The following is a 25,675-nucleotide window of genomic DNA, read 5'->3' on the forward strand; positions in this document are numbered from 1 at the left end:
GGAGTGGCAAGTGTAAATATTATTTAGTTCAATTTATATAGTCTGGACGGTTCAGATTGTCCACTGCATTGCGGAAGCCGTTCACAGCCCTTCGCAGCTGTTCCTCCGCTCTGCCTGTTACAACCGCTCCAAGCATGATCGCCTTGACCCCGGTATCGTGTAGCACCCGAACGTCTTCCGGCACCAGCTTACGCTGGGAAGGAACCAATACCGGAATCTGGGCCTGCAAGACCAGACGGCGATACTTGAGCACATCCGCGAAGCTTAGGGGTGTACCATATTCACTCCCGGGCACAATGGATGCCTCCAGGGCGGTGAAGCCGTAATGAGCCGCCGACGTGACGAGGGAAGGTTCAAATTCGTCATTGATCGCAAACGTTGGGTCCAGCCCCAAGTCATCCAGCATGAAGGACGGCAAGTGATGTGCATAGATGGAATAGAAGTCCAAACCCAGCCCCGAAAGGCGCTCCACATCCTCCCGCCTTGCTCCATCAATACTGCCGGACGGTACAACGCCCAGCGGAACGCCAAACTCACTGCGGATCGCCCGGAATACCTCGACATAATTATCCAGTGGACCAAATTGATTTCCGCTGGCGCGATGACCGACATTATAATGCACCTTCAGTGCATCAGCTCCCTCTTCGATTGCTGCACGGGCCAAAGACAGATCGTTCTCGGGCAAGCTGACCACTAGTGACAGCGATTTCCGATCAAGCAATTCCTTGAATTTGCCCATCATCCTCACCCTCCAGTTTCTATAAAAGATTTATTGTTGCAGTACGCTTTGGACCTCTTCCTGCATTTGTTTCAGATTATCCTCGGGTTTCGCTGAACGGGCGAACAGGCGGTCAAATCCCTGCAACACCGCATTGTCGATATCCTGCCAACGGATATGGCCGGGAATCAGGCGCGCTTTTGGCATTTCATCAATTACCGCCTGCACAATATGCTCCTTGCTTGGATTATTCGGCTGATTAATGAACACATCGGAGTTCAGAACAGAGGTCCGTGGAGGCACAAAGTAGGTGGCCGTCGCCTGAATACCCTGCTCACTGGCGAAATACTTCAACAGCTTCTTGGTTTCTTCCGGATGTTTGCTGTCGTTGAACATGGCATATCCAGCCTGCCCAGCATCGGTACACTGCCCTGTGAGCCGGAAGGCATAGGAGCGATACTCCATTCAAAATCCGTAATCTCCCTTGCTTTGGAGACATAGCTGTAGTTATCGAAGAACATGCCCACATTACCAGCATCGAAGCTGACCTGCTCGCCCGCTTTCGGATGCGATTCATCGGTGAACATCATTCGCTCCAGCAGTTCAAAGGTCTGTACGCCATAGGCGTCGTTCCAGGTGAACTTCGTCATGCCTTCGTCGAATGGACCGCTTCCATTAGACCAGGAATAGGAGGAAAGCACCGCCCATGTCTTCCAATCGCGAAAAAAGTTGGCGCCATAGATTCGGTTGGTCGCCTCCTTGCTCGTGATCGCCTTGGCAGACTCCTCAAACTGTTCCCACGTCCATTGTCCTTGAGCGGCTAGTGTATTGGGATTGGTCAGGCCGGCTTTGTCGAACAGCGTTTTATTGTAGAACATGACTACCGGAGGTGTGGAAAAGGCAGCCCCAGCAGCTGATCGCCGTCCCGGAACAAATCCAGTGTACTTGGAATATAATCATCCAGCTTAAACTGTGCATCATCCTTGAATTCGGATACATCGGCCAGAATGTGATTGGATTTGAATTGTGGCACCATCCGCTCCGACACCCAGGCAATATCCGGGAGGGAGCCCCCAGCGGCAAGCACAGATATTTTTTGTTGGTATTCCGCAAATGGCACGGATTCCATCGTTACCTTGATGCCTGGATTTTCCTTCGTGAAGCCATCGATCAGCTTGTTGTATACATCCATATGTGCCTGATTGCCCCACATCATGAACTTCAGCTCAACCTCTCCATCCTCTGAGACTCCATTTTCAGGATCTGTGCCTGAACTGGAGCTTGTGCATCCGATCAAAGTAAAAATCATGAATGCGAGCATAAGCATCAGTGCTGCTTTTTTCATGAAAATCCCCCTTAAGGCTTAGTGGTATAGATGTGCAACCAAAGTATAACGAAGGTATCGACCGCCCATAAATCACGTCAATTACAGAAATGGTATGGTTTTTCAAGACGTTGGAATAAATAGCCTGCGCCCGGCTATTCCTTCTCGTTGCTTTCCCGTCCAGCCATGCTGAATCGGTCACGATATTCGCCTGCTGTCCATCCCACCTGCTGCTTGAATACCAGCATGAAGTGCTTGGGACTCTGATGCCCGGATAACCGCGCTACGTCATAGATTTTGAGTCCCGTGTTGATCAGCAGCCACTTGGCCCGCTCCATGCGGGCCTCGGAGATGTATTCGGAGTAATTGGTTCCTGTTTCATTCTTGAACAGCTGACTTAGATAGGTGGGGTTCAGATTAACAAGTGCTGCTATCGTCTGAAGTCGCAGATCGCCATCGGGGTGCTGCTTGATGTGCTCTTTCACATCTCGGATAATCTTCCGCGTATCTCCGCCAGCGTGCTCCTCTTTGCCAGATGACTCAGTGATTGGAAGGGTTGAAATGCCATACCTGCGATCCAGCAGTAATTGAATTTTTTGGATGCATAATGCCAGTTCATGACGTTCAATCGGCTTCAGCAGATAGTTCAGTACCCCGTACTCCATCGCCCTGCGTGCATATTCAAACTCCCCATAGCCGCTAATGATGATCATCAGCAGTTCAGGGTACATATCTCTCGCTTTGGATACCAATGTCAATCCGTCCATTTCACGCATGCGAATATCCGTGATTAACACATCCGGCACTTCACATCTCAGAAAATCCAGTGCCTCGGCTCCGCTCGAAGCTTCCCCTGTTACCTGAAACTGAGGAGCCGCCTGTACAATCAGCTCTCTCAGTCCCTGACGGATAACCGTCTCATCCTCCACCAGCAATACTTTATACATGCGCTTCATTCCCCTTTCGGTTGAAGTTGAATGGATATCGTGACCGCCAGCCCCTGCCCGGGACTGCCATCGACGCTCAGGCTGCTGCCTTCTCCATACATGAGTCGGAGCCTTTGGGCGATATTGTTAAGCCCCAGCCTGTCCCCGGCATGGCAGCGCAATGCCTCACTGGAAGGCTGTCGAGCAATGGATTCATTTAATTCATCAATCTCTGCTTGAGCCATGCCTTTGCCATTGTCACGCACAATAATCAGCAGCTCATCAGCAAATTTCAATGCAGATACCCAGATCACCCCACCATCCGCCTGCCCTTCAATGCCATGGTAGACCGCGTTCTCCACCAGCGGTTGCACGACCAGCTTGGGAATCATATACTCCGTCACAGCCTCATCGATGTCATAGATTACCTCTAACTTGCCGTCATAACGTACCTGTTGAATGCGTACATACGATTGTACAAAAGCTAATTCTTCCTGAAGCGGAACCCTCCGGTCCACCTTATCAATCGTATAGCGCAGCAGCTTGCCAAGTGCCGTCACCATATCAGACACCTCAGCGTGCTTCTGACGGACCGCCATCATGTTGATGGACTCCAATGTGTTGTATATAAAATGGGGATTGATCTGGCTCTGCAATGCTGACAGCTCCGCCTCCCGCTCTTGAATGCCCAGCAAAAACACCTCGTTGAACAGTCGATTAATCTCTTCCATCATTCGGTTAAAGCCCCGGCTAATCTGCCGAACTCATCATTACTGAAATGTGCTACGCGCTGGCTAAAGTCTCCCTGCTCCACCCGAATCATATTGTGCTTCAGTCGAATCAGGGGCCGAGTTATACGATAGGATAAAAGAACCGCGAGAATCGATACGGCCGCCATACATAGCACAGCGAATCCAAACGTAAACGTAAGCATCTCGCCTGATTCCTTCTGAATAACGGCAATAGGCGTAAGGCTGATCACCGAAAGTCCTGAATAACTGGAATGGTGCTGTACGTAGAGATAGGGCTTCCCATCAAGGACAACCTTCTGGTTTCCTGCGTAGCCTTGAAGCTGTCCAAGCGTTAACAGTTGGTCGTATGCGGACAGACCTCCGGCTGAGGTGCGTTCGAACAGAAGACGCTGCTTGCTGTCGACAATCATCAGACTCGCATTTTGCTCAAAGTTCAGATTGGATAAGAGCTGGCCGAAGGCTTCCAGCCGGATGTCGATTAGAATGTAGCCCAGTCGCTGGAGTGTACCCGGATCACGAATCTCACGGGCAACCGATATATACGGCTCTTCCTGACTGCCTGTGTAATAGCTGGGTTCGTGCGGAGGAAGCAGACGCCATTCCCCTTCCGAGCCGTCAAGCTCTGCAAACCAATGATCTGGTCTACTGTCCCATACTGGCTTGACCACTAACGAATCGAGATTAGAGAACAGAATGCCGCTGTTGCTGATTAGATGGATGCCACGAATTTCCGGTCGATCATAAGCTTGACCGGACGTGTAAAGCTTCATTTTCAAATAATCATCGGACCTCGCCCATGTACCCGATCCCATCGGAGCATTGTATTTGCCCAGAATGCCGAGCACCATCTGATCGTAGAGCGGCAAGAGCGACAACCTCTCGAAGTCCTTGACCAGCCGATTCAGATTGGTATTAATCTGGCGAACGATATCAATGGTGAACTGCTCCGTCTTGCGGTCAATCGTCTGCGAGAAATGCAGGTAATTCACCACTCCCTGCAAGCTTAGTGGCAGCAAGGTTAGCGCCAGGAACAACAGGAGCAGCTTGGTGCGCAGATTGATGCTTCCTCCCAAATAACCCTGTACCTTGTCCATCATTTCCGTTTATCCCTCCCTCTCCCGATCATTGTATGAGCTCCCCTCACCGATCAATCTGGATATAACTGGGGTTTATCATATCCAGTTTCAGTGATCGTTGGCTATCCTGCCAACCATGGGTTTGGTACGAAATTTCAAGATTGAAGCACAGGTTTCGGGAAACGCAAAAAAGCCGACTGCATCTCTGCAGTCGACTAATCATCTTTTGCATAAAAAAACCGATTGCATTAGGCAATCGGCTGTCTTTTCATAAAGTGTTTCTTATATTTGAAGCGATTATATTCATTAATAAGTTCGTCCAATACCATGGACTGTTGAAGGACTTTGTAGTCTTGCATGCCATGATGTTCCGCCAAACGACTTAACACTTGCCTGTTCTGTTCGATCTGGTCTCTGATCTGTTTTGGTTCTCTCACAGCATGCACCCCCTCTTTTTAAAACATTTTAGGATACATTGCCAAAAAATTCATATTTTATTCCTTTGCAAAATAAAATGTTTGTTTACATAACAATACTTTCATAAAATAGCATTTTGCATTAATCCGTGAAAACTGTCACAGCCACAACATGTAGGTATATATTTAAATATCCGTCTACATATCGGGTTTACATGAAATTGAAGTTATATTATAGAATGAAGAAATTAAAATCTATTATAAATTTTGCTCCATCGGCTGCTGTATCTTGCTCGTTCTGGAGCCCGTCATACGCTGTTCCCCCTGTAATTTGCTTGATTTAATGTTATAAGCATAGCAGGGAGAACACCGCTCTAGCGTCCACAACCAGGTGGATTATAGACAAGGAGACGAACCTTACTTCTCCAAAGATTCAATTTATATTACCTTTCGTTTTAAGTTGAATATATTTATTAATCAGTTCATCCAGTACCATAGACTGCCTGAGGACTTTATCACTATGCATGCCATGCTTCTCCGCCAACCGACGCAAGTTTTGCCTATTCTGCTCGATCTGGTCTTTAATCTGTTGGATTTCTCTCACAGCATGCACCCCTTTTTCAAACTATTTTAGGGTACATTTATCTAAAAATTCATAATGGAATGCTTTGCAAAATTTTGTATTAGATCTTTTAGAAAAGCTGGTATTTCAAACACACTAGCTCTCATTGGTTATACATTTTTAATTTTACTCCCAAAATTTTGTGAGCTCAGGCCCTCCATTAACCTAGTGTACTGCTCGTCCTGCTGGTTCGTTACATGTCTTCTGAATTTCCCATACAAATCAATAGATTTAATAGACATTAGGTCATCGTTGCTTAAAGATGATAGTTCCAGGCTCATGAGCAAAGTTTCAATCCCAGTTGCGTATCTTTGTTGATTAAGTCTGTACTTCGCTAATTCATAATAAAAGCGAATATATCTATGATTCAACATTTGCCTATTGTACGTCCCTTTTAAATGCATATCCGTGTTGAATTGTTTAATATAAGGATCAAACCTATCCAATGCAGAATCAATATCCAGGGAGTGCTGGTTAGCAGCCTGAACTATATTCACGAATGCTGTTAAAACCTCATGAGGATTAGCGTCAAGGTAATTCAGATAAGGCTCAATAACCTCATGGTTTCCATTCATCAAATGGTATAAATACCGATTCCCCTCTGCCCATCCTTTGAAACGTTCTATTAATTCTTGCTCTTCTTCCGTTGGATTAGAGATTTCAATAATATTCACGTAAACATCTGTATACTCCAGAGCTTTTTCATATTCTTTACGCACTTCACATACACTTGCCTTCAATAGATTCGCATATGCTTTGTATGTAAATATGGGATAAAAGGCAAATCTTTTTTTATTTTTGCGCCTTCGAGATTGAAGTTCAAGTTGAAAGTCAACTTTTCTTTCCAGTTCCTCTGCCAAATCATAAACCTTATCCCAGAGATGTATTGTACTATAAACATTCGCCAAATCCTTAATAGCATCCAATTGGATTTCTTCATCTAATTTCTCAATATAGGGCTCCAATTGAACCGCTGCTGCTAAATTATCGAATTTGCTCATTGTTTTATGAAGCAAAAAAATGCGGTACTGGCATAACGCCAACCGTTCCGAGTGCTGATATTTCTCACCTGCGGCTACGCATTCATATAAAATAAGCGCCGCTTCATTCATTTCTCTGGAATACAGATTCTCTGCCATTTCAAATAGTTCTGAAATATAGGAACGATCATCTGTAACCTGATAAACCACCGTTTTAATACAGCCTAGCTTGTTAAGTTCAGCACAGCGATACAGGAAAGGTTCCAAACGCCTCCAATGAGGCGCGGCTTCCACAAAACATTCCACACTGTACATTTCGTAGAAGTATCCCTTCTCCAAACCCATACCAGATGTGATCTGATCCAACTGGTTCATAGCTAGAGGCCTGCTGCCCTTAAGGATGGCACTTAAAGTGCCAACGTTGACACCCGTGATATCTGAGAATTGCTGTAGTTTATATCCTCGTTCTCTTATGTGATTCTCTATATATGTGCGTATCGTAGGTGCAAGTTTCAATTCTCCCACCCCCATCAACCAAACTAACTTAAGGATTCATCAGCTCTTATTAAATGTAATTTTAATCCTGAATTTTACAATGGTCAATCTGCGCAAAAAGGCTTATTTCCGATCTCGGAAATAAACCTTGTTTTTAAATATGGCTTTTTATAAGTTCATTGTGATTAATCTTACAACGTTCCATCACCATGAGATGATGGACCAAAGGATTGTATTGGTATGTCGATTGGATATTGATGTATGACAGAGAAAAAAATAATACTAAACAAAAGTATTGTTATAATTTTTTTTAATTTCATAGTTATATGCCTCCTTAATTATAGATCCGTACAAGTTTTGTATCTCCTGAGATGCAAAAGACCTGTATCTTTCAAAGAGAGCAACGCATTGTATAATATCTCTATAATTGTTAATATTGATTGCTGAATTCAAACAATTAATCAGCTTTTGCATTCCTTCAGCATATCGTTCCTGGCGAAAATAATAAATGGCCAATTCAGCCAAAAATTTAGTATACCTGTCATTTATAATCTGCTTATTGTATCTTTTATTTAACATAATATCTCTTGAAATAGTATTAATTTTACTATCAAATTTTAAAAGGACATGATTGATGTTCATATCATAAGTATTTGCTGCCTCCATAATTTTGACAAGAGCAGTAAGGAATTCTTCTTCATTTTGTTCAATCCATGACACATATGCTGGGAGCACTTCTTCATTTCCCATCATCAGATTATACAGATAGGTGTTTACTTCAGTCCAGCCACTGAACATATTGATATATAATTGGTCCTCTTCACTAGGGTTTGCAATATTAATTATCTCAGCATATTCTTGGGTATAGTCTAAAGCTTCCCTATATTTCCCACTCCACTCACAAGCTGAAGCCTTGAGGAGATTTGAATATGCTCTGTACACAAAAAGGGGATATGCAGTTACCCTGTTTACTTTATCGACTTTTTTCTTAGTAAATGATTGTATAAATTCAGCTTTACGCCCCAATTCATCTGCCAATGAAAACAGCTTGTCCCAATAACGTAGAGCTGAGTATGTATTCGCCAGATCCTTGATCGCATCCAGCTGCCGCTCTTCATCCAGCCGATTAATATATGGCTCAAAATGAACTGCCGCCCTGAGATTTTCATGCTGATCCTGACCCAGAGATAGTGTGAAAATACGATATTGGCACAACGCGAGACGTTCCGAGTGTTGGTACTTCTCACACTCCGCGACGCATTCATATAACATGCGGGCCGCATTCTTTTGTCCTCGCTCAATCATGCCCTCGGCCATCTCGAACAATTCGGAGATATAGGATCGGTCATCCGTCACTTGCTGGATTACCCTCTGAATACATTCGAGCTTGTCCAGCTCGGCGCAACGTTGCAGAAAAGGCTCTAGTCTTCTCCAATGCGGTGCAGATTCCACAAAACACTCAGCGCCGTATATTTCGTAGAAATGACCCTCCTCCAGCTTCATGCCTTGGGTAATCAGATCCAGTTGAGCCATGGCGATTGGCCGCGTCCCTTTGATGATCGCACTTAACGTTCCAGCGTTCACACCCGATATATCGGCAAAGTATTGCAGGGTATAGCCCTGTTTCCTGATGTAGTCCTCAATAAAGGAGCGTATCGTAGTTGTAGGTTCCATGTCTCCCACCTCCACAATCAAAATCCATAAATTTGAATTTATATGATATGCACAATTTTAATCCTAAATTTTACAGCGGTCAATAAAAATCGTGGCAACTTCCTGCCCATATGTTCAGGGGTTGAGAGGCTTTAATCCGCCTTATAGAAAAAATCCATTAGAAGAATACATGGCAACATGGTAAAGTTAGTTTCAGTTTAAATATCCTACTATTTCCATAGGATTAGACAACCCAGGTGCTTTTCCAATCCAATCCAAGGGGATGGTTAGATGAAATTTGCCTTATTTAGTCTCATGATGAATCTTCCAAATGCCGTAACCGGTGAATCACTAACGACACAACAGAAGTTCCACAATATTTTGGAACAAGCCAAACTGGCCGAACGACTGGGATTCAATGCATATGGGATCGGTGAGCGGCATGGTGCACCTTTTCTGTCTTCCTCACCTCCCGTCGTACTGACCGCCGTAGCTGCTGCGACTTCACGTATTCGGTTGTTAACAACGGTTACTGTTCTCAGTATACTTGATCCGGTACGGGTTGCCGAGGATTATGCCACGCTGGATCAATTATCGGGCGGACGGCTGGAAATGATCATCGGGAAAGGCAATGACCCTCGGCACTATCCCCTGTTTGGCATTAGTGAAGAGGAACAATGGGATTCACTCGGTGAGCGCTACGAACTGCTGAAACGGCTGTGGACTGAAGAGAATGTAACCTGGCAGGGAACGTATCGCCCTCCCCTTCAAGAGGTTACCACTCAGCCGAGACCGCTTCAGCAATCCATTCCGATCTGGCATGGCAGCGCATCGAGCACCCGTTCTACCGAGCTTGCAGCTAAGTATGGCGAACCAATATTTAGCTCGAACTCCTTCCACCCTCAGGAAAAATATAAGGCGTTAATTGACCATTACCGGGAACGGCTCGATTACTATGGTCATGATGCGAACCGGGCGGTGGTCGGCTCCGGGGCAGGCAGCCTGTATCTCGCGAATACTCGTGAAGAGGCCATCCTTCGTTATACGCCTTATTATGAGGCGTTTCATGCTACGGCCGCTGCGCAGCACAACCAGTCACCCTTTAAGGACCTGGAGGATAACATTGCGCATGGGCCTGTACTGATTGGTAGTCCGGAGCAGGTCATTGAGAAGATCCTGAATTACCATGCAGCATATGGACACCAGGTGCTGAGCATTAGCGTGGATGGACTCAGCCATACGGAGCAGCTGGAGCAGGTAGAACGCTTTGCCCAGGATGTAGCGCCTGTGTTACGACGCGAAATCCCCAGTTTCATATGGAACGAACCCCCGCTCTTGAACCACTCACTTCCCTTTTCCTCTTCCACTTCACATTCTTCCGATTCATGGCCCCCAGCCATCTCACCGATCTTCCAGGTATAGTTCTCAGTTCCTCACGGACTCCCCATTCACCCACAAGTTTTTGCATCCAGGGTGATTCTTGCGAATCGCCCTATCCCTCCCCCAAGAACCTTTCACTATGATTAAGACTTAATGCCTTCAAACAAGGAAATCAACGCACGCAGCACGAATTCAGTATCTAACGGTTCGCCAGTCACCAGCATGCGATAGAACATCGCTCCATAGACGAGGTCTATGCACAGTCCGATGTCACAATCCTTTTTCAACTCTCCCCGTTCTACACCTTTTTCAAAAATTCCCCACGCTTCGCGCCGACGAGGCTGAATGTATCTGGTTCGGTATTCTTCTGCAAGCCCTGGATCAGACTGTCCCTCTCCGACAATCTGTGTGATCACTTTCCCTTCCCGGCTGATCAAAAAATCAACCAGATTGCTCGCATGAATGCGCACATCCTCAAATACCGATCCTGTATCCGGTACAGGCAATCTTGCCGTTGCCGCAGACATGTACCCATCCATAATGACAGCACCTTTGTTAGGCCACCATTTATATATTGTTGCTTTGCTCACCTTAGCACGTTCAGCAATTTTTTCGATTGTAACCGCTCCGAAGCCGTGTTCTAGTAATAATTCATAGGAAGCTGCAAGAATCGCATTCTGGGTTTCCACATTGCGGGGACGCCCTCTTTTGGCAGTCATCATAAGCCCTCCTTGGCATAACAAAACCATTTGTATTTCATAAAAACGATACGTTCATTATACTAAATCACCGATAAATTAAACAATTTCAAGCTCACTTTACTTCGATAATACAAAAAAAATGTCTGCGCCTATTTACAATACTGAACGTCTAGTATATTATATGTTTGTGATTAGTAAACGCATCGTTTAGTAATTAACATTTTGAATATACGTATACATTAATGAAAATGAATTTAAGAACATGTGGAGGTTGATGATTATGCATATGCCAAACGAAGTGAAGGCTAAGTCCGTCCCAAGCTGGTTGATTTTACTTTTGGCTGCCGCGTGCGGGCTAGTTGCTGCAAACCTGTATTATGCTCAGACCGTCGTAGGACCAATCAGCGTTACAACAGGGCTTTCCTCTGCTGCTGCTGGATTGATTGTGACGTTAACACAGATCGGTTATGTCATTGGGCTGCTGTTTATCGTACCGCTTAGTGATATTGTGGAGAATAAACGACTGGTCACTTTTTTCCTCATCATATTGGTCGTTGGGTTGATCGCCGCCGCCTTCTCTTCCCATGCCGTATTATTCCTGATTGCTTCTCTCGTTATCGGTATCAGCTCAGTCGTTGCACAAATTCTGGTCCCTTATGCCACCTACCTCACTTCGGAGGAGCAGCGCGGACGGGTCGTCGGGAATGTGATGAGTGGTCTGCTGTTGGGCATCATGCTGGCTCGACCTGTCGCAAGTTTTATTACGAGCCTGCTCGGGTGGCAAGCGGTCTTTGTCTTCTCCGCAATCATTATCGTTTTGCTGACACTGCTTCTGTCCCGTGCACTTCCTACACGTCAGCCACAACCTGCGATGAAGTACGGACAATTAATCCTGTCATTAGGTACCCTGCTCAAAACATTTCCATTGCTCCGCCGCCGAGCCCTCTATCAGGCCAGTTTGTTTGGCGCCTTCAGCCTGTTCTGGACTACAGTTCCCTTACAGCTCGCCAATGAATATGGCATGTCCCAACAGGGAATTGCCTGGTTTGCACTGGCTGGTGTTGGGGGTGCTATCGCAGCACCGATTGCCGGAAGATGGGCGGATAAAGGGTTAACCCGCATATTAACCGGAGTCGCCATGATCATCGCGGTTGCATCTTTTGGGCTTGCCTATCTGTTCCAGGGCCACTCTACCGCTACCCTAATTCTGCTTGTGATCGTTGCCATCACGCTGGATATGGCAGTCTCGGGCAATCTGGTGCTGGGACAGCGCATCATTTATTCGTTGAGTGAAGCAAGAGGACGGGTAAACGGGATCTTCATGTCGATCTTTTTTGTAGGGGGAGCGATTGGATCATCTCTTGGCAGCTGGTCGTATGCACACGGGGGTTGGAGTCTCACCACATTGATTGGTCTGATCATGCCTCTGCTGGCACTCGGATATTATTTAACGGAAAAGAAAACTGCCGTCGTCAGCAAGGCTTAATTGGACTTCATATGTAAGCAAAGGGCAGACTGATCTCAACAATCAGCTCTGCCCTTTTTCTTTTATTTCATAACACTGAATTTCTTAGTCGCGGTTCGAACTACATCATCCGCTCCCCAGACAATAACGCCGACCACTTTGGTGGCTTCCAAGTCCATGGACGCAATCTCACCTGCATACTGTTCAAAGGCATTGTTGAGCGATTGTCCCGTCTGCGAGAAAACAACATAGTTTAGTCCTTCGTTCTCAGTTGAACAGGATTTGGTTAAATTGATGAGTTGGTTCTCGCCAGCCTTCAGGATGACCGTACTAAACCGGATACCCGCATGCTGATTACCGCTCTGATCCAGTACAGGGGCATCCGAATATAATCCGGGCTCCCTTAGGGCTGCTTGTCCCATTAATAATGCGGCAACATTCGCTGCTGCACCAATTTCGAGATTTTTCTCCAGTATGATAGCTATTCTCTTCATATGAGTGCGTTCACCCTCTGCATACTTTTTGTAAAACATACCCACGGCATGTTGATTCCCTCTCGCAATACTTTGTAGGTCACTAACCCGTAATGGTCGGCACAGAGCTGATTCGTAAGTGCAATGGAACCCTCCGCATTGTGCATGACCTTTCTGCAAGCTTCAGGGTTGGACGATACGGTGCTGTTCTCTCTATAGGTCGTGCTGATCTCTGTTAACAAGTATGTAGTTGCCGGATGATGGAATATAATATCAATCTGATCGGGACATACCGCATGGGAACCGCATAGCACCAGTGCCGGAATCTGCTCTACAAAACTCTCCGACACCACCAATTCGGAATCCATGATGAAGCTGTTTAGCTTTGGATAAGCCCCGGGAACCAACAAGCAGGAAATTGCTCCTGATTTCAAGTCTTCCGCTGCGGCTTCAAATTGCGGATATGGCTTGATTAGATCAGAGTTGTTGAGTTTCTTGGCGATATGCATGCTGCAAGTCAGAAATCCTTCGTCGTCTCCCAGTGTTCCCAGTATGGCATATTTGTTTTCGGTCATCTCCATTTTTTTCTATTTCCTCCCTTTTATTCAAATCCGGTAAGATCGTATACCAAAAAATATCTGTTGTCAATTAACACTTTAACGCAACAAAAATATGTTCTATCATGCATATATTTTACAAAAAACGGTATTGAAAATGGAAAATATTGAGCTATAATGTTATGAAATGTATTTTTTCAATATTACTTTTTCCTTGAGGGAGGATTTATGAAAACCATCGTATACATATCTGATTTCAGGCTTCCATTTAGCTTAAACTTTGTGAAACCTTTGAAGGAATTAGCTAATTACAAGAAAATTTTGATCATCGAGCGATACAATCTGCATAACGAGGATGTACTCAAAGACTTCTTCGACGAAATCAGATATATCGACCACCTGGAATCCGTGGACTTCATCAGGGACCATATCATTGATATTCGAAAGTCCCATTCCATTGCTGCCTTGTTAACTCCTGGCGAGAATGCCATCGAGATTGGCGGCCAAATCCGATCCGAGTTTGGCATCCCCGGCATGCAGCGCAATCAGGCCGAAGCCGTTCGTAACAAATGGATTATGAAACAAATGCTTCATCAACGCGGGATTCGGACTTCGGATATTGCAATTGCCCTGAATGAAGAGGACTACCTCCAATTCACCGATAAACATGGGTTCCCGATTATTGTAAAGCCGCTCAGCGGATATGGGAGTATTAATACGTTTAAACTTTCCAGCATGGAAGAATTGTTCCATTATCTCCGGCACTCAAGACAAGAGCAGCAAAAGGACTTACTGGAAGAATTCATCAGCGGTAAGGAATTTCACTGTGATTCCATTGTCTCCAAGGGCGAAGTTGTGTTCTCATCCGTCTCCCAGTACCTGTATAACTGTCTGGACATTGCCACGAACCAGAAGCCACCCGCCAGTATTACGTTTCCGGAAGGTTCCAGTGAGGACTTCATTCAACGGATCAAAGAGGTTAACCAACAAGTGATTGCTGCACTCGGAATCAATCATTCCGTAACACATGCCGAATTGTTCCTGACTCCTCAAGGAGAAGTGGTATTTGGCGAGATCGGTGCGAGAATCGGGGGTTCACAGGTTATGCCGCCTTGTATCAAGAACACACACGGCGTTGATTTCTTCAAGGCAGTCACTGAATTGGAAGTTGGCATATATGAATTCAGCAAACAAGAGACGAGTAACAAGTATACAGGCATGATTTGTTTTCCTTCACGTACAGGAATCATTCGGAATATTTCCGGAATAGAGGATTATGAGGATATCTCCGGGATTATTGAGTTCCATGTAGCTTACCAGGTGGGACAACGTGCCGGAGACGTGAGTGATACGATGACCCGATCAGGCTTTGCGATTGTGGAAGGTGATTCGTTTGAGGAATTGCGTCATACATTGCTGGATATGTACGATCGTTTCAACATAGAAGTTAATGTTGCCGAAATCGTATAGGCTGTCTGGGAAGAACGGATAAGCCTATAGCTGGATTGACCGTTTCTGGGGAGGTTTGGATGTATTGTCTTTATTCAAAACATACGCGGGGTTAAGCCGCGAAATATATTATCTTTGTTTGGCCCGAACGATTAACAGCACAGGGGATTTCGTATTTTCCCTCATTACCCTGGTTCTGACTTTGCAGATGGGGATGAACGTTGTCAATGCAGGCATATTTGTTTCAATGGCAGCCTTGATCAGCGGGCCAGGCGTACTCCTTGGGGGGTATTTGAGTGATGTCATGGGCAAAAAAACCATTATCGTTACCGGACAATCGCTTGCCGCCATCATAATCATCTGCTGCTCGTTCTGGTCGGGCACTATTACGGTTGGATATTTGCTAATTGCAGTTATGTTCTTCATCAGCATTACCCGGCCTGCCTATAACGCGTTGATCATTCAGCTGTCTCCACAGGAAACAGGGCGAAAATCCGCTTTCTCTCTGATGTATTTGGGAGCCAATCTGGGTATAGCCATCGGGCCGTTGGTGGCCGGCTTTTTCATCAAGGATTATATCAACATGGTCTTTATAAGTATTGGCTCCGTGTTTCTGTTATCCACCTTCATCATCATCAACCGGGTAAAGGTGGGTACACCCAAGGAATTGGACTCAACAGGCAGCCAACATGCTGTCCAACAACAACCAAGCCAATCGCCTTCTCCATTATTCAGACTGTTGCTGAAAAATCCGCTCGTCGCCTTCTTTATCATGGTGTCATTCCTTAATTATTTTATCTATATGCAATACTCGTTTAGCCTTCCGCTCCAAATGAATTATTCGTTCGGAGAGAACGGCGCGGCATATTACGGCTCTGTCATGACTATTAATGCCATCAGCGTCATCGTTCTGACCACCTTAATCCTGTCCGTTACACGCAAATTAACCGCGCTAAACTCCATTGCCATAGGGGCACTCTTCTATGGAATCGGATTTGGTGCGTTGAGCTTGATGAGTTACTTTCCCTATTTCACCCTTGTGGCCATCTCTACGGTGCTGTGGACCATTGGAGAGATTTTGGTGCAGACCAATATCAATCTGTATATTGCTTCGCGAGTACCGGACACGCATCAGGGGCGGTTTAACGGCCTGCTGCTGTTCGTAGGCTGTCTGGGCTATACACTCAGTCCGTATTTGACCGGGATTTTTATCAAAAGCATGGATATGGGGAGCGTATGGATCATTATTCTGGCCTTCAGCTTGTTCTATGCGTTGTGCATGATAATCCTGTGGTATATCGAAAAAAGCTCAACCAAAAAAAGTGAAATTGAACCGTTGGATTTATCACAAAGTGTTTGAGTATCGAAGCTGATCCCAGGATCAGCTTTTGTCCTTTATCATCATTTTTACACCAATTTATGATGTAAAAACCCTTTTTAATAAGGTCGTAGAAGTCTCAAATACCCGATGAACTATAAAGGGGAATTTTTCTTGCTTTTCACTAAAATAAACAGAAGAGATAGGAAAAACAGAAACTCTGAAATACTGACCAACAGCCTCGTGCCTTCCCCTAAATCCTTTAATCCAAATAGAATATGGATCAGCGAAATTTTTCCCGTAATTACAGCGACCACTACAGCCAGAACCAGCATGCATTAATCCCCTCAAAATTTATTTTAAATTCGACAATACCAAACTATTCCTTTAAATTACAAATAATGATAGATTAAGAGTAGTGTGATATGGATATACATTCCAAAGGAGGATATTAATATTGAGTAAATCTATTGTTCTACGTTGTGTCTTAACCTGTCTGTTATTTCTGAGTTCATTATCTGCCCTGTCCACCCCAGCCAATGCAGAAGCTTCAGCGGCTGCCAGTGGGCGCAATCCGATTGTTCTTGTACACGGTATTGGAGGCGCGGGATTTAACTTTGCCAGCATCGAAAGAGCGCTAATAAACGAAGGCTATTCCCGAAGTGACCTGTACGCCATCGATTTTCTGGACAAGTCGGGAAACAATGTCACCAATTCACGTCAGTTATCCGCCTATATTGATGATGTCCTGCGGAAGACCGGCGCCAGCCAGGTCGATATCATTGCCCATAGCATGGGCGGAGCCAACACCCTGTATTATATCAACAACCTCGGTGGTGGTAAAAATATAGGCAAAGTCGTTACGCTCGGTTCTCCCAATCGGCTTGTAGCCCGTTCCGCTCCAAACGGTATTGATTATACCTCCATCTACAGTACGTCGGACTTTATTGTAAATAATACGTTATCCCCTCTGAACGGGGCGAACAATATTCGCATTTTCGGGGTAACCCATATCGGCCTGTTGACTGACCGTGGAGTTCAAAGCCATATCATGAACGCTTTAAAGTAAAACCAAAATATAAAGAAGGCGGGTATCCATATGGAAACCCGCCTTCTATTTGTACTTTCACTTTATCTGCGCTTTATTCGGAGCATTCGGGCAGAGCGGTTCAGGAGACGTTAGCATTTTTTCTAAGGAACACAGAACGTCTTATTTGGTCCCCAAGCCCTCTTTTTCAAACGTAAGGAACACCAGACGCGTTATTTCCTAGAATCCCCCTAAAAAGATGCTAAAAACAGCTTCAAAATTCGATAAAATTTACCCGCGCAGTCTCCGGGAACTTAGGGCGTGATGACCATTTTGCAGGAACGTGCTGCGTGTATTCTTCATCAGTTCAATCCGGCGTTCAGCCAGACGATCTGCGGCAATATACGTTGCGATGCCTTCGGTCCGTGACGTATCGAAGATTTTCTCCAGATTATTGTAGATCTCCCCAACCTTGCTCCAAGCACGGTCCGCATTATAGCCGTTCAACTCGTCCGCAATATTGATTACGCCGCCTGCATTAATCACGTAGTCTGGTGCGTATACAATCCCCATCTCATGCAGCTTGTCACCATGACGCGGCTCCAGCAGCTGATTGTTGGCACAGCCTGCCACAACCTTGGCCTTGAGCTGTTTCAGCGTATCATCATTAATTGTCCCGCCCAAGGCACACGGCGCATAAATATCACAATCCACTCCAGTAATGTCGGAGGGGTCTACCGCCTTAGCACCGAATTGATCCACAGCCTGCTTCACGGAATCCTTACGGATATCGGTCACAATCAGATGCGCACCTTCTTCGTACAAATGTTTGCACAGACGCATCGCCACGTTGCCCACACCTTGTACAGCCACGGTTTTGCCTTCCAGCAGATCTGTGCCGAAGGCTTCCTTCGCCGCGGCCTTCATGCCCTGATATACCCCCATGCTGTTGCCGGGGAAGGATTACCGGAGGAGCCGTAGCTTGGCGATATGCCTGTAACATAGTCGGTCTCCTGATAGATCAGATTCATATCTTCCTCAGTTGTTCCCACATCCTCTGCGGTGACATAACGTCCGTTCAGTCCCTGAATGTATCGGCCAAAGGCCCGGAACATCGCTTCATTTTTGTCACGGCGCGGATCTCCGATTATTACGGCTTTGCCTCCGCCCAGATTCAGTCCGGATACCGCATGTTTATATGTCATTCCCCGCGCAAGGCGCAAGGCATCTTCAATGGCAGCTTCCTCCGAAGCATAGGTCCACATCCGTGTGCCTCCCAGCGCAGGACCGAGTGTTGTATCGTGAATAGCAATAATTGCTTTTAATCCAGAGGCTCTATCCTGGCACAGTACCAGTTCCTCATAATCGTGATGTTCCATTGCTTCAAACCAGTTCATGTGTTAACCGTCTCCTCCAACCATTTTTGCGATCCATTCGCCTTCTTCAGTTCGTCTTCCACCTCTATTGTACCCATGAATATCAAGTTTGTGCAAAATCACATCTGGATGTAACAAAAAGACCTTTCTCCCTCCACAGGGAAAAAGGTTCATATAATCCAGCCCAGCATGGAGTTTGTAAAAAGGCGGTATCAACATGTAATCATGACAAGGTTTCAACCACGTTAATGGGATGTAAATCCCCACTCACGGCGAATGACGCTTGCCCGGTCTCTTCCGAGACCACCAGTACAACCGCATCCGTCAGTTCACTCAATCCGAGAGCAGCCCTGTGCCTTGTGCCAATCTTTCGTTCACGCGCAATCGCCTGTGACAAAGGCAGTACATTACCCGCAGATACAATCTGATTGCCTCGAATCAGTACAGCCCCATCATGCAGAGGCGCACCCGGTATAAATAAAGACTCCAGCAATGCATGAGTAACCCGGGCATCGACTGCAACTCCTGAATGGATAATCGGTTCAAGCGGCACTTCCCGTTCAATCACAATGAGAGCACCATATCTGCGATCAGACAAATGCTGTATACTGGCAGTCAGTTCGGCAAATTTCTCTGTGAAGGGTGACAGATAACAATCCAGATAAAAGGAAGACGCAAGCACCTCGATCTGCTTGATCTCGGCCCGAATCTCCGCAAATTGGCCCAGCAAACACACACTGTCATTATCAAAGGTGGATAAAGTTAGGTTCATTCGCTCTGCCACACGATGAAGATCTCCTTTGAGTTTCTGCCTCATGGACGAGCTGTCACAGTCTGCTTGCCGATTCATCATGGTCTTCCTCCTCACCTTGTCATCTATCTCGCTCATCATTCATAAGTACTCATACGTTTCCCTCAGCTCCGGGCATTTATGCAAAATAAAGCCTGTCCGCAATGATTGCGGACAGGCCGATTATCCGTATATTTACGTTACTGCTTATCTTATTGCGCTTTACCGTACGAACCTGCCTTGAACGTTGTAGGATCATACCATTTGTATCCGGCAGCCGGTACAGCCCATGGCTCCGTTTGCGGCTCGGTGGATGAAGCTGGAGCTTCAATCGCAAGCAGACTGGTCGGTGTATCCAATGTCAGTCCAGACACCTGAGCCAGACTCGTATAGCTTTCTTTTACAGCAAGCCATTTCACGGTATTCACAAGGAATACACCATCGTTCACTTCCTTGAAGCCGTTGTACGTTGTTTTGGCAGCGCCTGTTTCTTCACGAAGATATTTGGGAGTGGCATCTTCAACAGGTGAGGAGTCACCAATAAATGCCGCTTTACCTGCTCCTACCTTGGCAATCGCTGCGTAGGCTCCTTCAGCCCGTCCGCCGCCATTGTATACGCCCTGATCGACCGCGTTGCCCCATTTGGAGACACCGCTAGGCACATATACCAGGCCTTTAGCTTTGTTTGGATCAATAATGGCAAGGGTAGAACCTGCATGCATGGCTACAGCGCTCACTCCGGTTGTAATGCCGAACGACTGCGAAGGTGCAACGATATCCGTTGCATTCACGTCACCCAGTGCATTGTAGCGGAAGCGAATGCCGAAGTTGGATGCCAACCAGTCGGAGCTGGTCACGCCTTGCATGGCTGGAGATTCGGCTTCTGCCGACGACATGCCTTTGGCCGGATTCAGGAATGCACCACGGCGATAGCCGTTGAACACTTCGGAGGAATCCCAACGGTTTTTGTTCCGGTCTGCATTATAATGATCGGCAATGAAGAAGACACTGCCACCATTCTGCACATACTGCAGCAGTGCTGCCTGCTCAGTAGCTTTGAACGGCACGTTCGCTTCGCCGATAACGAAGACATCATAATCTTTCAATTTATTAAAGGTGATGGCTTGCTCACCGAAGGTATACGGGATGCTGCGTTCCAGCTGATCCACGGTAAAGCCTGCGTTTCGCAAACCATTCGCAAAGTCCGAAAATGCCCCGTCAATAACCCAGTCCGCAGCTCCAGCTGTCTGAGCATGCGCGTTGTCGAACAATACTTTCTTCCCTGTACCATCCGGCAGCGTTGTGCCTGGATCAGGATTAGGATTCGTTGTTCCAGAGGAGAGCGCGATTGAGGTCGGATTCTTCAACCCGGCATAGCTGTTATACGCACCCAGTGTTCCGGTTACGATTACCTTCTGCCCTACAAGATTCGGGTTGGAGGCCAGTCCATATTGCGAACGGTACGACGCTGGAATTTGCACGTCGAGCAGCTTCGCGTTAGTCTTCTCTGTCGCTGAATCTGCAATCAGGAAGTTGAAATCATTGGCGTATGGAGATGTAAATTTGGCTGTAAGCGATCCGGTAGCATGTCCAACAATATATCCTTCCACCGTTGCTGTTGCTCCGCCACTCTGGGCAGCGATGGCTTGCGATACCGTAATTGGTGCTGCTGCCGCCTGAACAGGACCTTGCGAACCAGGTTGAAGCAGTGCTGTTGCCATCATAATAAAGATCAGGAATGCTCCGATCCAATGCTGCCATACCGCTTTCTTCATACTTGCCTTCTCCTCCTCATAATTACCTGATAATGGGTTATCCACCTTTAATTTAATCGTTCATATGCTGAATTCCTCTTTCTTTTTGTAAAATCTTTGAAAAAACTTTTGGAAATCATGACCATTGCCCATACTGATTAACAAAAGTACGCCAAAGGAGATTTCGTATAATGAAGCTTCTATTCCTTCTGCTTCTGCTGATTGTTCCGCTTATTATGGCTTTTGTTGCGCTTCGATCCCGGACGGTGACCCGTATTTTTCACGTACTTGCCCTGCTCTGCTTTTATAGTGCGGCCACTGTCATTGCTGGCGATGTGTACGCTACAAATGCCCATATGACAACATTCACCACGGAAATCCATCATTTTCTGTTGAATGGATGGTTTCTTTATCCGTCCGCATACCTAGGTGTGTACATTCCATATTTGCTGTGGATGAGCCTTTTTTCGAAAAAAAATTGAGGAAATTCAAGCTTGGCATTGCATTTTGCCAACGTTCATTGCATAATGATAATATAACTGTGATAATGATTATCATTCTTGAGCTTGTCTCAACTCTTCTGCCTACTGTACATGACTTAACGATTTTATAGATAAAGGGGAACGAACATCGAATGAACACAACTCTGCAAAAAACGGATCTGCAGCTCGACGATTATTTGGATCTTCTGAACCTGGCAACCAATCTGGGTGATACCAAATGGCAAAAGGAAATTATTCGTAAGCTGGCTTACACTTATCCCGCAGTCGAATGTAAACAACCACAATAGCATTTCTACATTTACATAGCTCATAACCCCTCCTTTACACGGATCGGTTATTGGGCTATTTTTGTTTTACTAGGAGGGGACAGCGATGCAATTGGAAACCGAACGACTTATCATCCGGGATATTCTGGAGACTGACTGGGAAAGCATACATAGCTATACATCCATGACAGAGGTTACTCAGCATACGGCATGGGGACCGCATACGGAAGAAGATACGCGGGCTTATGTGGAGTTTGTACTAAATTTACAGCAAACAGAACCACGAGAGGGCTTCGAACTGGCGATATGCTTGAAAAATGAGGGCATCCTAATCGGCGGTGTTGGCCTTCACATCGAAAAGACGAACGCAGAGATCGGTTATGTCCTCAATCCCGTTTATCAGGGGAAAGGGTATGCTGCCGAAGCAGCCCGAGCCATACTTGGCTTTGGCTTCAATACACTTGGCATACACCGGATATATGCGAAATGCCGCCCGAACAACAAGGCTTCAGAGAACGTTATGCAGAAGATTGGCATGCAGCGTGAAGGTCTGATGCGGGAGCATTGGTTCTACAAAGGGAAATATCATGATTCGTGTCTATATTCGATTCTAGTAAAGGAATATGCGGGCGCGAATGTTGGACGCTAATCTTGCATGATTTCTTCTAATATTTTTTTACCTGTAAAGTCTATCATCATTCCTTGAGAAGGTTCTTTTTTAGTAATCCATTTTTTTAATTGAGCAACATAATTATCTATAAGAGAATTTGAGAAAAAAGAATAATTGGATAGCAATACAACTCCTACACGGAGTTCCTTGTTGAAAGCTAGATAACTATTAAAACCAGCTGAACCCCCGTTATGCCAAAGGATGCCTTTATCTAGAAGTTGATCCTCACCCCAGCCAAAATAACGGTTTGAATCCCCGATCCATATAGGGAGATGACTTTTTTGTAGAGTAGCGGCTATCGGACTATCATCATTTAGATTGGCTTGGACAAATAAACTCAAATCCCTAACCGATGACTTAATACCCCCAGCACCTTCATGTATAGCAAGATCCCAATGAGGGACTCTTTTCCCAGTTGAAGCATGTCCATTCAAAAACCTGCCATTCTGTTCTGAATCAAGCATAACAGCTGTCTCATTCATCCTTAATGGGCTTGTGATATATTTTTTTAACAAGTCGTCATACGTACTTCCTGACACCTTACATAATATGTATCCTAATAAACCCACACCTATATTGGAATATGCAAACGAACCCATGCTATCCGTGTAATCAGCATTCGATAAAAAAGCAGTTAAATCCTGCTGGGTATACATTGAATAAGGATTCGATCTTTTTTTTGCCAAATTGTGGTTGGTTGCCAATATCGGTAATCCAGAGGTATGAGTAGCAAGGCTTCTCAAGGTAATCTTATTCAAATAATCGTTTTCAACGTTTTGCATGAACTTACCAACCACGTCATCCGAGGAAAGCAGTTTTTCTTTTTCCATTTCTAATAAAAGTATGGATGTAAAAACTTTGGTTATGGAGCCGATTTCAAACATCATATGTTCATGAGGGATCAAACTTTTCTTTTTATTATTATTAAATGAGAAGTATTCAATATCTCCCTCCCTAACAACCCCGATAACAAGCTGTAAATGTTTCTTATCTTTTGTGTAATCTGAAACATAACTTTGTAAATCCATCATAGTAAAATTTACTCCTTTTTTATGATTCTTTCATTACTCGAATGCTGGAATTACGTTGATCAATCTATTTTCGGCAACCAAACTATGTATTCGTTTCCAATTCCTGATTTTCCTGCCCCGTTAGCTGAACAAGATTACTTTATTAATGGTAACCACGCCAAAAAAGCTGAACCGAGTAAATCGGACATCAGCTTTTTTCATCTCTCCGTAACGACCCCAATCGCCATCGAAAGTACAACCTTATTCAACTTGTTTCCATTACAATCGGCACAGCTCTACTGGGCAGCTTGGAAATGTGGGACATCCGCACATGCAGCGCAAGGCTGCCAGGTCCCGAATCATCAACTTTCCATCCATGGTGTCCAACGTCCCCTGTTCTTTCCAGGCTCCCAACATACGTGTTACACTCTCCCGCGTTGCACCAATCATCTCCGACAACTCGGTATGATTCAGCTTCATGTCGAGCACGATGCCATCAGGCGTAACTCTGCCATACGAGTTGCTGGCACGAATCAGCGTCGATGCAAGCGCACCTGCCTTGCCATAGAGCAGCAGGTCCCGGAAACGCGATTGGGTGATGCGCTGAGCGAGCGCCATCCATTGCAGGAATTTCAAGGCAAGATCGCCATGTTTGCTAAGCACACTTTCCAAGTCACTGAGCGATACGATCCCCAGCTCTCCTTTGCCTGTCATCTCTGCACTGTAGCTATGAGTCAATCCGCCGATACCGCCAAACTCTCCAATCAGATCCCCAGTTTGCTGAATCGATAAAATGATTTCTTTCCCATCCTCAGTCGACTTGGTCAGCTTCACTCTTCCCGAGCGAATGTAGTACAGGTATCCGGCTTCATCGCCTTCCAGAAAGAGACTATACCCCGACTTTACCCGTTTTGGCTGCATCTTCGCTTCGATCAAGCCCCATTGTTCAGCTGTCACGAACGAAAGGATTCCACCTTTCTCCCGTGTCATCTTGCTCGCCTCCGTCTGTTCATGTTGTGTCGCCTGGGTTGTTCTTTCTTTAAATACCGTACCCATTCCCATCGTCCCCCTCGGTGTTTCCTTATGTATCCATCATACCGCGAATTTAGCGTGGGGGTTATCGGGGATTACCTGAACCTCACCGGGAAACTCCCTGAATTTGCTGTGAGATAAATCACACTAATGAGGCACCTTTACGACTCCACAATCGAAAAAAACCTTGCCCTACATGGCCTGGATGCCGGTCCATACACAGGATCAGCAAATTACAGAATGGAAATAGGGGTTTTCCCTGAATTACATTACGGAAGAAAGGGGCTACAATAGAAGCAGTGGCGAAATACCCTTATTTTAAGATGTTCCCTGACTACAGGTTAACGATATTGATAATGATTACACCGTAACGTACGGTATGATTCCAAAAAAGGAAGTGTCCTCTCATGCATGATGAACTGCCATCCGGCATTCAGGAGATGATCGACGGCCTGCGCCTGAATACCTCCAGCGATTTTTGCGGACTGGCCTGCCTGTCCGGGACGATGCTGCGCTGGAAGTATACATCCGGCGCCAGCAACGAACGGGTAAAACGCATGGAGATGCGTCCCGGACAAGACCTGGTTGGCACAGCGCTTCGGACTGGACGCACTGCTCTATCTGATGCACAATCCACCGGGGAGCATACACCCGGTCGTTGCCCATTAATGCTTGCGGAGCGGTTGGTCTGTGCCATAGCAGTCCCTGTATTCCAGCAAGGAACCGTACCTGGTGCTGTGCTGCTCGTTGGCAGCAGACTGCCTTGCGCGTTCTCCCCGGAGATCGTCCGTCAGACCGAACAGGTCGCTATACAGTTGCAGCCAAAAGTATTTGGATAAATACAGCTGTCAGTAATACGCTAAGAAGTCTTATTATTTCCTTATGGGAGAAGTAGGCGGATAGAGAATCGAAGCTATTCAGAGGTTAACCTCTGAATGGCTT

Annotated in this window: 26 protein-coding genes and 2 pseudogenes; 9 read left to right on the plus strand and 19 right to left on the minus strand. The window is 45.8% G+C overall.

Annotated features, from left to right (window positions below; genetic code table 11):
* Positions 1 to 28 precede the first annotated feature (28 nt).
* The 10 genes and pseudogenes from ACTWJ7_RS33610 to ACTWJ7_RS33655 all read right to left on the minus strand — a co-directional run bounded on the left by ACTWJ7_RS33610 (position 29) and on the right by ACTWJ7_RS33655 (position 8,842).
* Entirely contained in the window at positions 29 to 742 is a 714-nt protein-coding gene (locus ACTWJ7_RS33610; protein WP_079348629.1) for a hypothetical protein, read from the minus strand.
* A gap of 27 nt (positions 743 to 769) precedes the next feature.
* Positions 770 to 1,114 (minus strand): hypothetical protein, encoded by a 345-nt coding sequence (locus ACTWJ7_RS33615; RefSeq protein ID WP_443146293.1) that lies wholly within the window; start codon positions 1,112 to 1,114, stop codon positions 770 to 772.
* Positions 1,069 to 1,844 (minus strand): annotated as a pseudogene (locus tag ACTWJ7_RS33620) (extracellular solute-binding protein); the annotation flags it as partial. The pseudogene ACTWJ7_RS33620 and the gene ACTWJ7_RS33615, both read right to left, overlap by 46 nt.
* Positions 1,845 to 2,197: 353 nt before the next feature.
* Positions 2,198 to 2,989: a response regulator transcription factor gene (locus tag ACTWJ7_RS33625; protein ID WP_079348623.1), complete on the minus strand. Its 792-nt coding sequence runs from the start codon at positions 2,987 to 2,989 to the stop codon at positions 2,198 to 2,200.
* 5 nt (positions 2,990 to 2,994) lie between these two features.
* On the minus strand, positions 2,995 to 3,702 hold the full coding sequence (locus ACTWJ7_RS33630) for a sensor histidine kinase (RefSeq protein WP_443146294.1): 708 nt from the start codon (positions 3,700 to 3,702) through the stop codon (positions 2,995 to 2,997).
* On the minus strand, positions 3,699 to 4,817 hold the full coding sequence (locus ACTWJ7_RS33635; RefSeq protein ID WP_443146295.1) for a cache domain-containing protein: 1,119 nt from the start codon (positions 4,815 to 4,817) through the stop codon (positions 3,699 to 3,701). Before ACTWJ7_RS33635 ends, ACTWJ7_RS33630 begins: the two co-directional genes overlap by 4 nt.
* A 227-nt stretch (positions 4,818 to 5,044) precedes the next feature.
* Positions 5,045 to 5,233, minus strand: a complete 189-nt coding sequence (locus ACTWJ7_RS33640; protein WP_024632314.1) for an aspartyl-phosphate phosphatase Spo0E family protein — start codon at positions 5,231 to 5,233, stop codon at positions 5,045 to 5,047.
* A gap of 412 nt (positions 5,234 to 5,645) precedes the next feature.
* On the minus strand, positions 5,646 to 5,825 hold the full coding sequence (locus tag ACTWJ7_RS33645; RefSeq protein WP_079348619.1) for an aspartyl-phosphate phosphatase Spo0E family protein: 180 nt from the start codon (positions 5,823 to 5,825) through the stop codon (positions 5,646 to 5,648).
* A gap of 119 nt (positions 5,826 to 5,944) precedes the next feature.
* The gene (locus ACTWJ7_RS33650; protein WP_443146296.1) at positions 5,945 to 7,189 is read right to left on the minus strand and encodes a hypothetical protein; all 1,245 of its coding nucleotides are present in this window, start codon (positions 7,187 to 7,189) and stop codon (positions 5,945 to 5,947) included.
* Between the two features lie 402 nt (positions 7,190 to 7,591).
* On the minus strand, positions 7,592 to 8,842 hold the full coding sequence (locus tag ACTWJ7_RS33655; RefSeq protein WP_443146297.1) for a transcriptional regulator: 1,251 nt from the start codon (positions 8,840 to 8,842) through the stop codon (positions 7,592 to 7,594).
* A gap of 411 nt (positions 8,843 to 9,253) precedes the next feature.
* Between ACTWJ7_RS33655 and ACTWJ7_RS33660 the strand changes: the two genes are divergently transcribed.
* A complete protein-coding gene (locus ACTWJ7_RS33660) occupies positions 9,254 to 10,384 on the plus strand; it encodes an LLM class flavin-dependent oxidoreductase (RefSeq protein ID WP_301882044.1) in 1,131 nt (376 codons plus the stop codon).
* Positions 10,385 to 10,485: 101 nt separating this feature from the next.
* Here the strand turns inward: ACTWJ7_RS33660 and ACTWJ7_RS33665 are convergent, their stop codons facing one another.
* A complete protein-coding gene (locus ACTWJ7_RS33665; protein WP_301882119.1) occupies positions 10,486 to 11,061 on the minus strand; it encodes a TetR/AcrR family transcriptional regulator in 576 nt (191 codons plus the stop codon).
* A 262-nt stretch (positions 11,062 to 11,323) separates the two neighbouring features.
* Between ACTWJ7_RS33665 and ACTWJ7_RS33670 the strand changes: the two genes are divergently transcribed.
* Positions 11,324 to 12,529 (plus strand): MFS transporter, encoded by a 1,206-nt coding sequence (locus ACTWJ7_RS33670; protein ID WP_301882045.1) that lies wholly within the window; start codon positions 11,324 to 11,326, stop codon positions 12,527 to 12,529.
* A 62-nt stretch (positions 12,530 to 12,591) separates the two neighbouring features.
* Here the strand turns inward: ACTWJ7_RS33670 and ACTWJ7_RS33675 are convergent, their stop codons facing one another.
* Positions 12,592 to 13,002 (minus strand): DUF2000 family protein, encoded by a 411-nt coding sequence (locus ACTWJ7_RS33675; protein WP_079348608.1) that lies wholly within the window; start codon positions 13,000 to 13,002, stop codon positions 12,592 to 12,594.
* A complete protein-coding gene (locus ACTWJ7_RS33680; RefSeq protein WP_301882047.1) occupies positions 12,999 to 13,562 on the minus strand; it encodes a hypothetical protein in 564 nt (187 codons plus the stop codon). The genes ACTWJ7_RS33675 and ACTWJ7_RS33680 overlap by 4 nt, the downstream gene beginning before the upstream one ends.
* 204 nt (positions 13,563 to 13,766) lie before the next feature.
* On the opposite strand from ACTWJ7_RS33680, the gene ACTWJ7_RS33685 reads away from it, so the two are divergent.
* Positions 13,767 to 15,008, plus strand: a complete 1,242-nt coding sequence (locus ACTWJ7_RS33685) for an ATP-grasp domain-containing protein (protein WP_301882048.1) — start codon at positions 13,767 to 13,769, stop codon at positions 15,006 to 15,008.
* Between the two features lie 64 nt (positions 15,009 to 15,072).
* Entirely contained in the window at positions 15,073 to 16,347 is a 1,275-nt protein-coding gene (locus ACTWJ7_RS33690) for an MFS transporter (protein WP_301882050.1), read from the plus strand.
* A 113-nt stretch (positions 16,348 to 16,460) separates the two neighbouring features.
* Here ACTWJ7_RS33690 and ACTWJ7_RS33695 read toward each other — a convergent pair whose 3' ends face one another.
* Entirely contained in the window at positions 16,461 to 16,640 is a 180-nt protein-coding gene (locus ACTWJ7_RS33695; RefSeq protein WP_079348600.1) for a hypothetical protein, read from the minus strand.
* Between the two features lie 122 nt (positions 16,641 to 16,762).
* Between ACTWJ7_RS33695 and ACTWJ7_RS33700 the strand changes: the two genes are divergently transcribed.
* Positions 16,763 to 17,374 carry an esterase/lipase family protein gene (locus tag ACTWJ7_RS33700; RefSeq protein ID WP_079348598.1) on the plus strand — a complete coding sequence of 204 codons (612 nt, stop codon included), beginning with the start codon at positions 16,763 to 16,765 and terminating at the stop codon, positions 17,372 to 17,374.
* A 249-nt stretch (positions 17,375 to 17,623) separates the two neighbouring features.
* On the opposite strand, the pseudogene ACTWJ7_RS33705 reads toward ACTWJ7_RS33700, so the two are convergent.
* The 3 genes and pseudogenes from ACTWJ7_RS33705 to ACTWJ7_RS33715 all read right to left on the minus strand — a co-directional run bounded on the left by ACTWJ7_RS33705 (position 17,624) and on the right by ACTWJ7_RS33715 (position 21,222).
* Positions 17,624 to 18,729: pseudogene (locus ACTWJ7_RS33705) on the minus strand (Leu/Phe/Val dehydrogenase).
* Between the two features lie 202 nt (positions 18,730 to 18,931).
* A complete protein-coding gene (cdaS, locus tag ACTWJ7_RS33710) occupies positions 18,932 to 19,561 on the minus strand; it encodes a sporulation-specific diadenylate cyclase CdaS (RefSeq protein ID WP_301882054.1) in 630 nt (209 codons plus the stop codon).
* A 149-nt stretch (positions 19,562 to 19,710) separates the two neighbouring features.
* Complete coding sequence (locus ACTWJ7_RS33715; protein ID WP_301882122.1) at positions 19,711 to 21,222, minus strand: DUF6359 domain-containing protein; 1,512 nt, start codon at positions 21,220 to 21,222, stop codon at positions 19,711 to 19,713.
* Between the two features lie 221 nt (positions 21,223 to 21,443).
* Between ACTWJ7_RS33715 and ACTWJ7_RS33720 the strand changes: the two genes are divergently transcribed.
* The 3 genes from ACTWJ7_RS33720 (at position 21,444) to ACTWJ7_RS33730 (ending at position 22,670) form a co-directional block, all read left to right on the plus strand.
* Positions 21,444 to 21,734: a hypothetical protein gene (locus ACTWJ7_RS33720; protein ID WP_079348592.1), complete on the plus strand. Its 291-nt coding sequence runs from the start codon at positions 21,444 to 21,446 to the stop codon at positions 21,732 to 21,734.
* Between the two features lie 152 nt (positions 21,735 to 21,886).
* Entirely contained in the window at positions 21,887 to 22,042 is a 156-nt protein-coding gene (locus ACTWJ7_RS33725) for a hypothetical protein (protein WP_179132754.1), read from the plus strand.
* An 85-nt stretch (positions 22,043 to 22,127) separates the two neighbouring features.
* Positions 22,128 to 22,670, plus strand: coding sequence for a GNAT family N-acetyltransferase (locus ACTWJ7_RS33730; protein ID WP_301882057.1), 543 nt, complete (start codon positions 22,128 to 22,130; stop codon positions 22,668 to 22,670).
* Here the strand turns inward: ACTWJ7_RS33730 and ACTWJ7_RS33735 are convergent.
* Positions 22,667 to 23,722, minus strand: coding sequence for a serine hydrolase domain-containing protein (locus tag ACTWJ7_RS33735; RefSeq protein ID WP_301882059.1), 1,056 nt, complete (start codon positions 23,720 to 23,722; stop codon positions 22,667 to 22,669). The genes ACTWJ7_RS33730 and ACTWJ7_RS33735 overlap by 4 nt on opposite strands.
* 258 nt (positions 23,723 to 23,980) lie before the next feature.
* Positions 23,981 to 24,757 (minus strand): Crp/Fnr family transcriptional regulator, encoded by a 777-nt coding sequence (locus tag ACTWJ7_RS33740; RefSeq protein ID WP_301882061.1) that lies wholly within the window; start codon positions 24,755 to 24,757, stop codon positions 23,981 to 23,983.
* 383 nt (positions 24,758 to 25,140) lie between these two features.
* Between ACTWJ7_RS33740 and ACTWJ7_RS33745 the strand changes: the two genes are divergently transcribed.
* Complete coding sequence (locus ACTWJ7_RS33745) at positions 25,141 to 25,572, plus strand: GAF domain-containing protein (RefSeq protein WP_301882063.1); 432 nt, start codon at positions 25,141 to 25,143, stop codon at positions 25,570 to 25,572.
* Positions 25,573 to 25,675: the final 103 nt, after the last annotated feature.

The organism is Paenibacillus sp. 1A_MP2 (genome assembly GCF_052244825.1).
GTDB classification, from domain to species: Bacteria; Bacillota; Bacilli; order Paenibacillales; family Paenibacillaceae; genus Paenibacillus; species Paenibacillus vandeheii.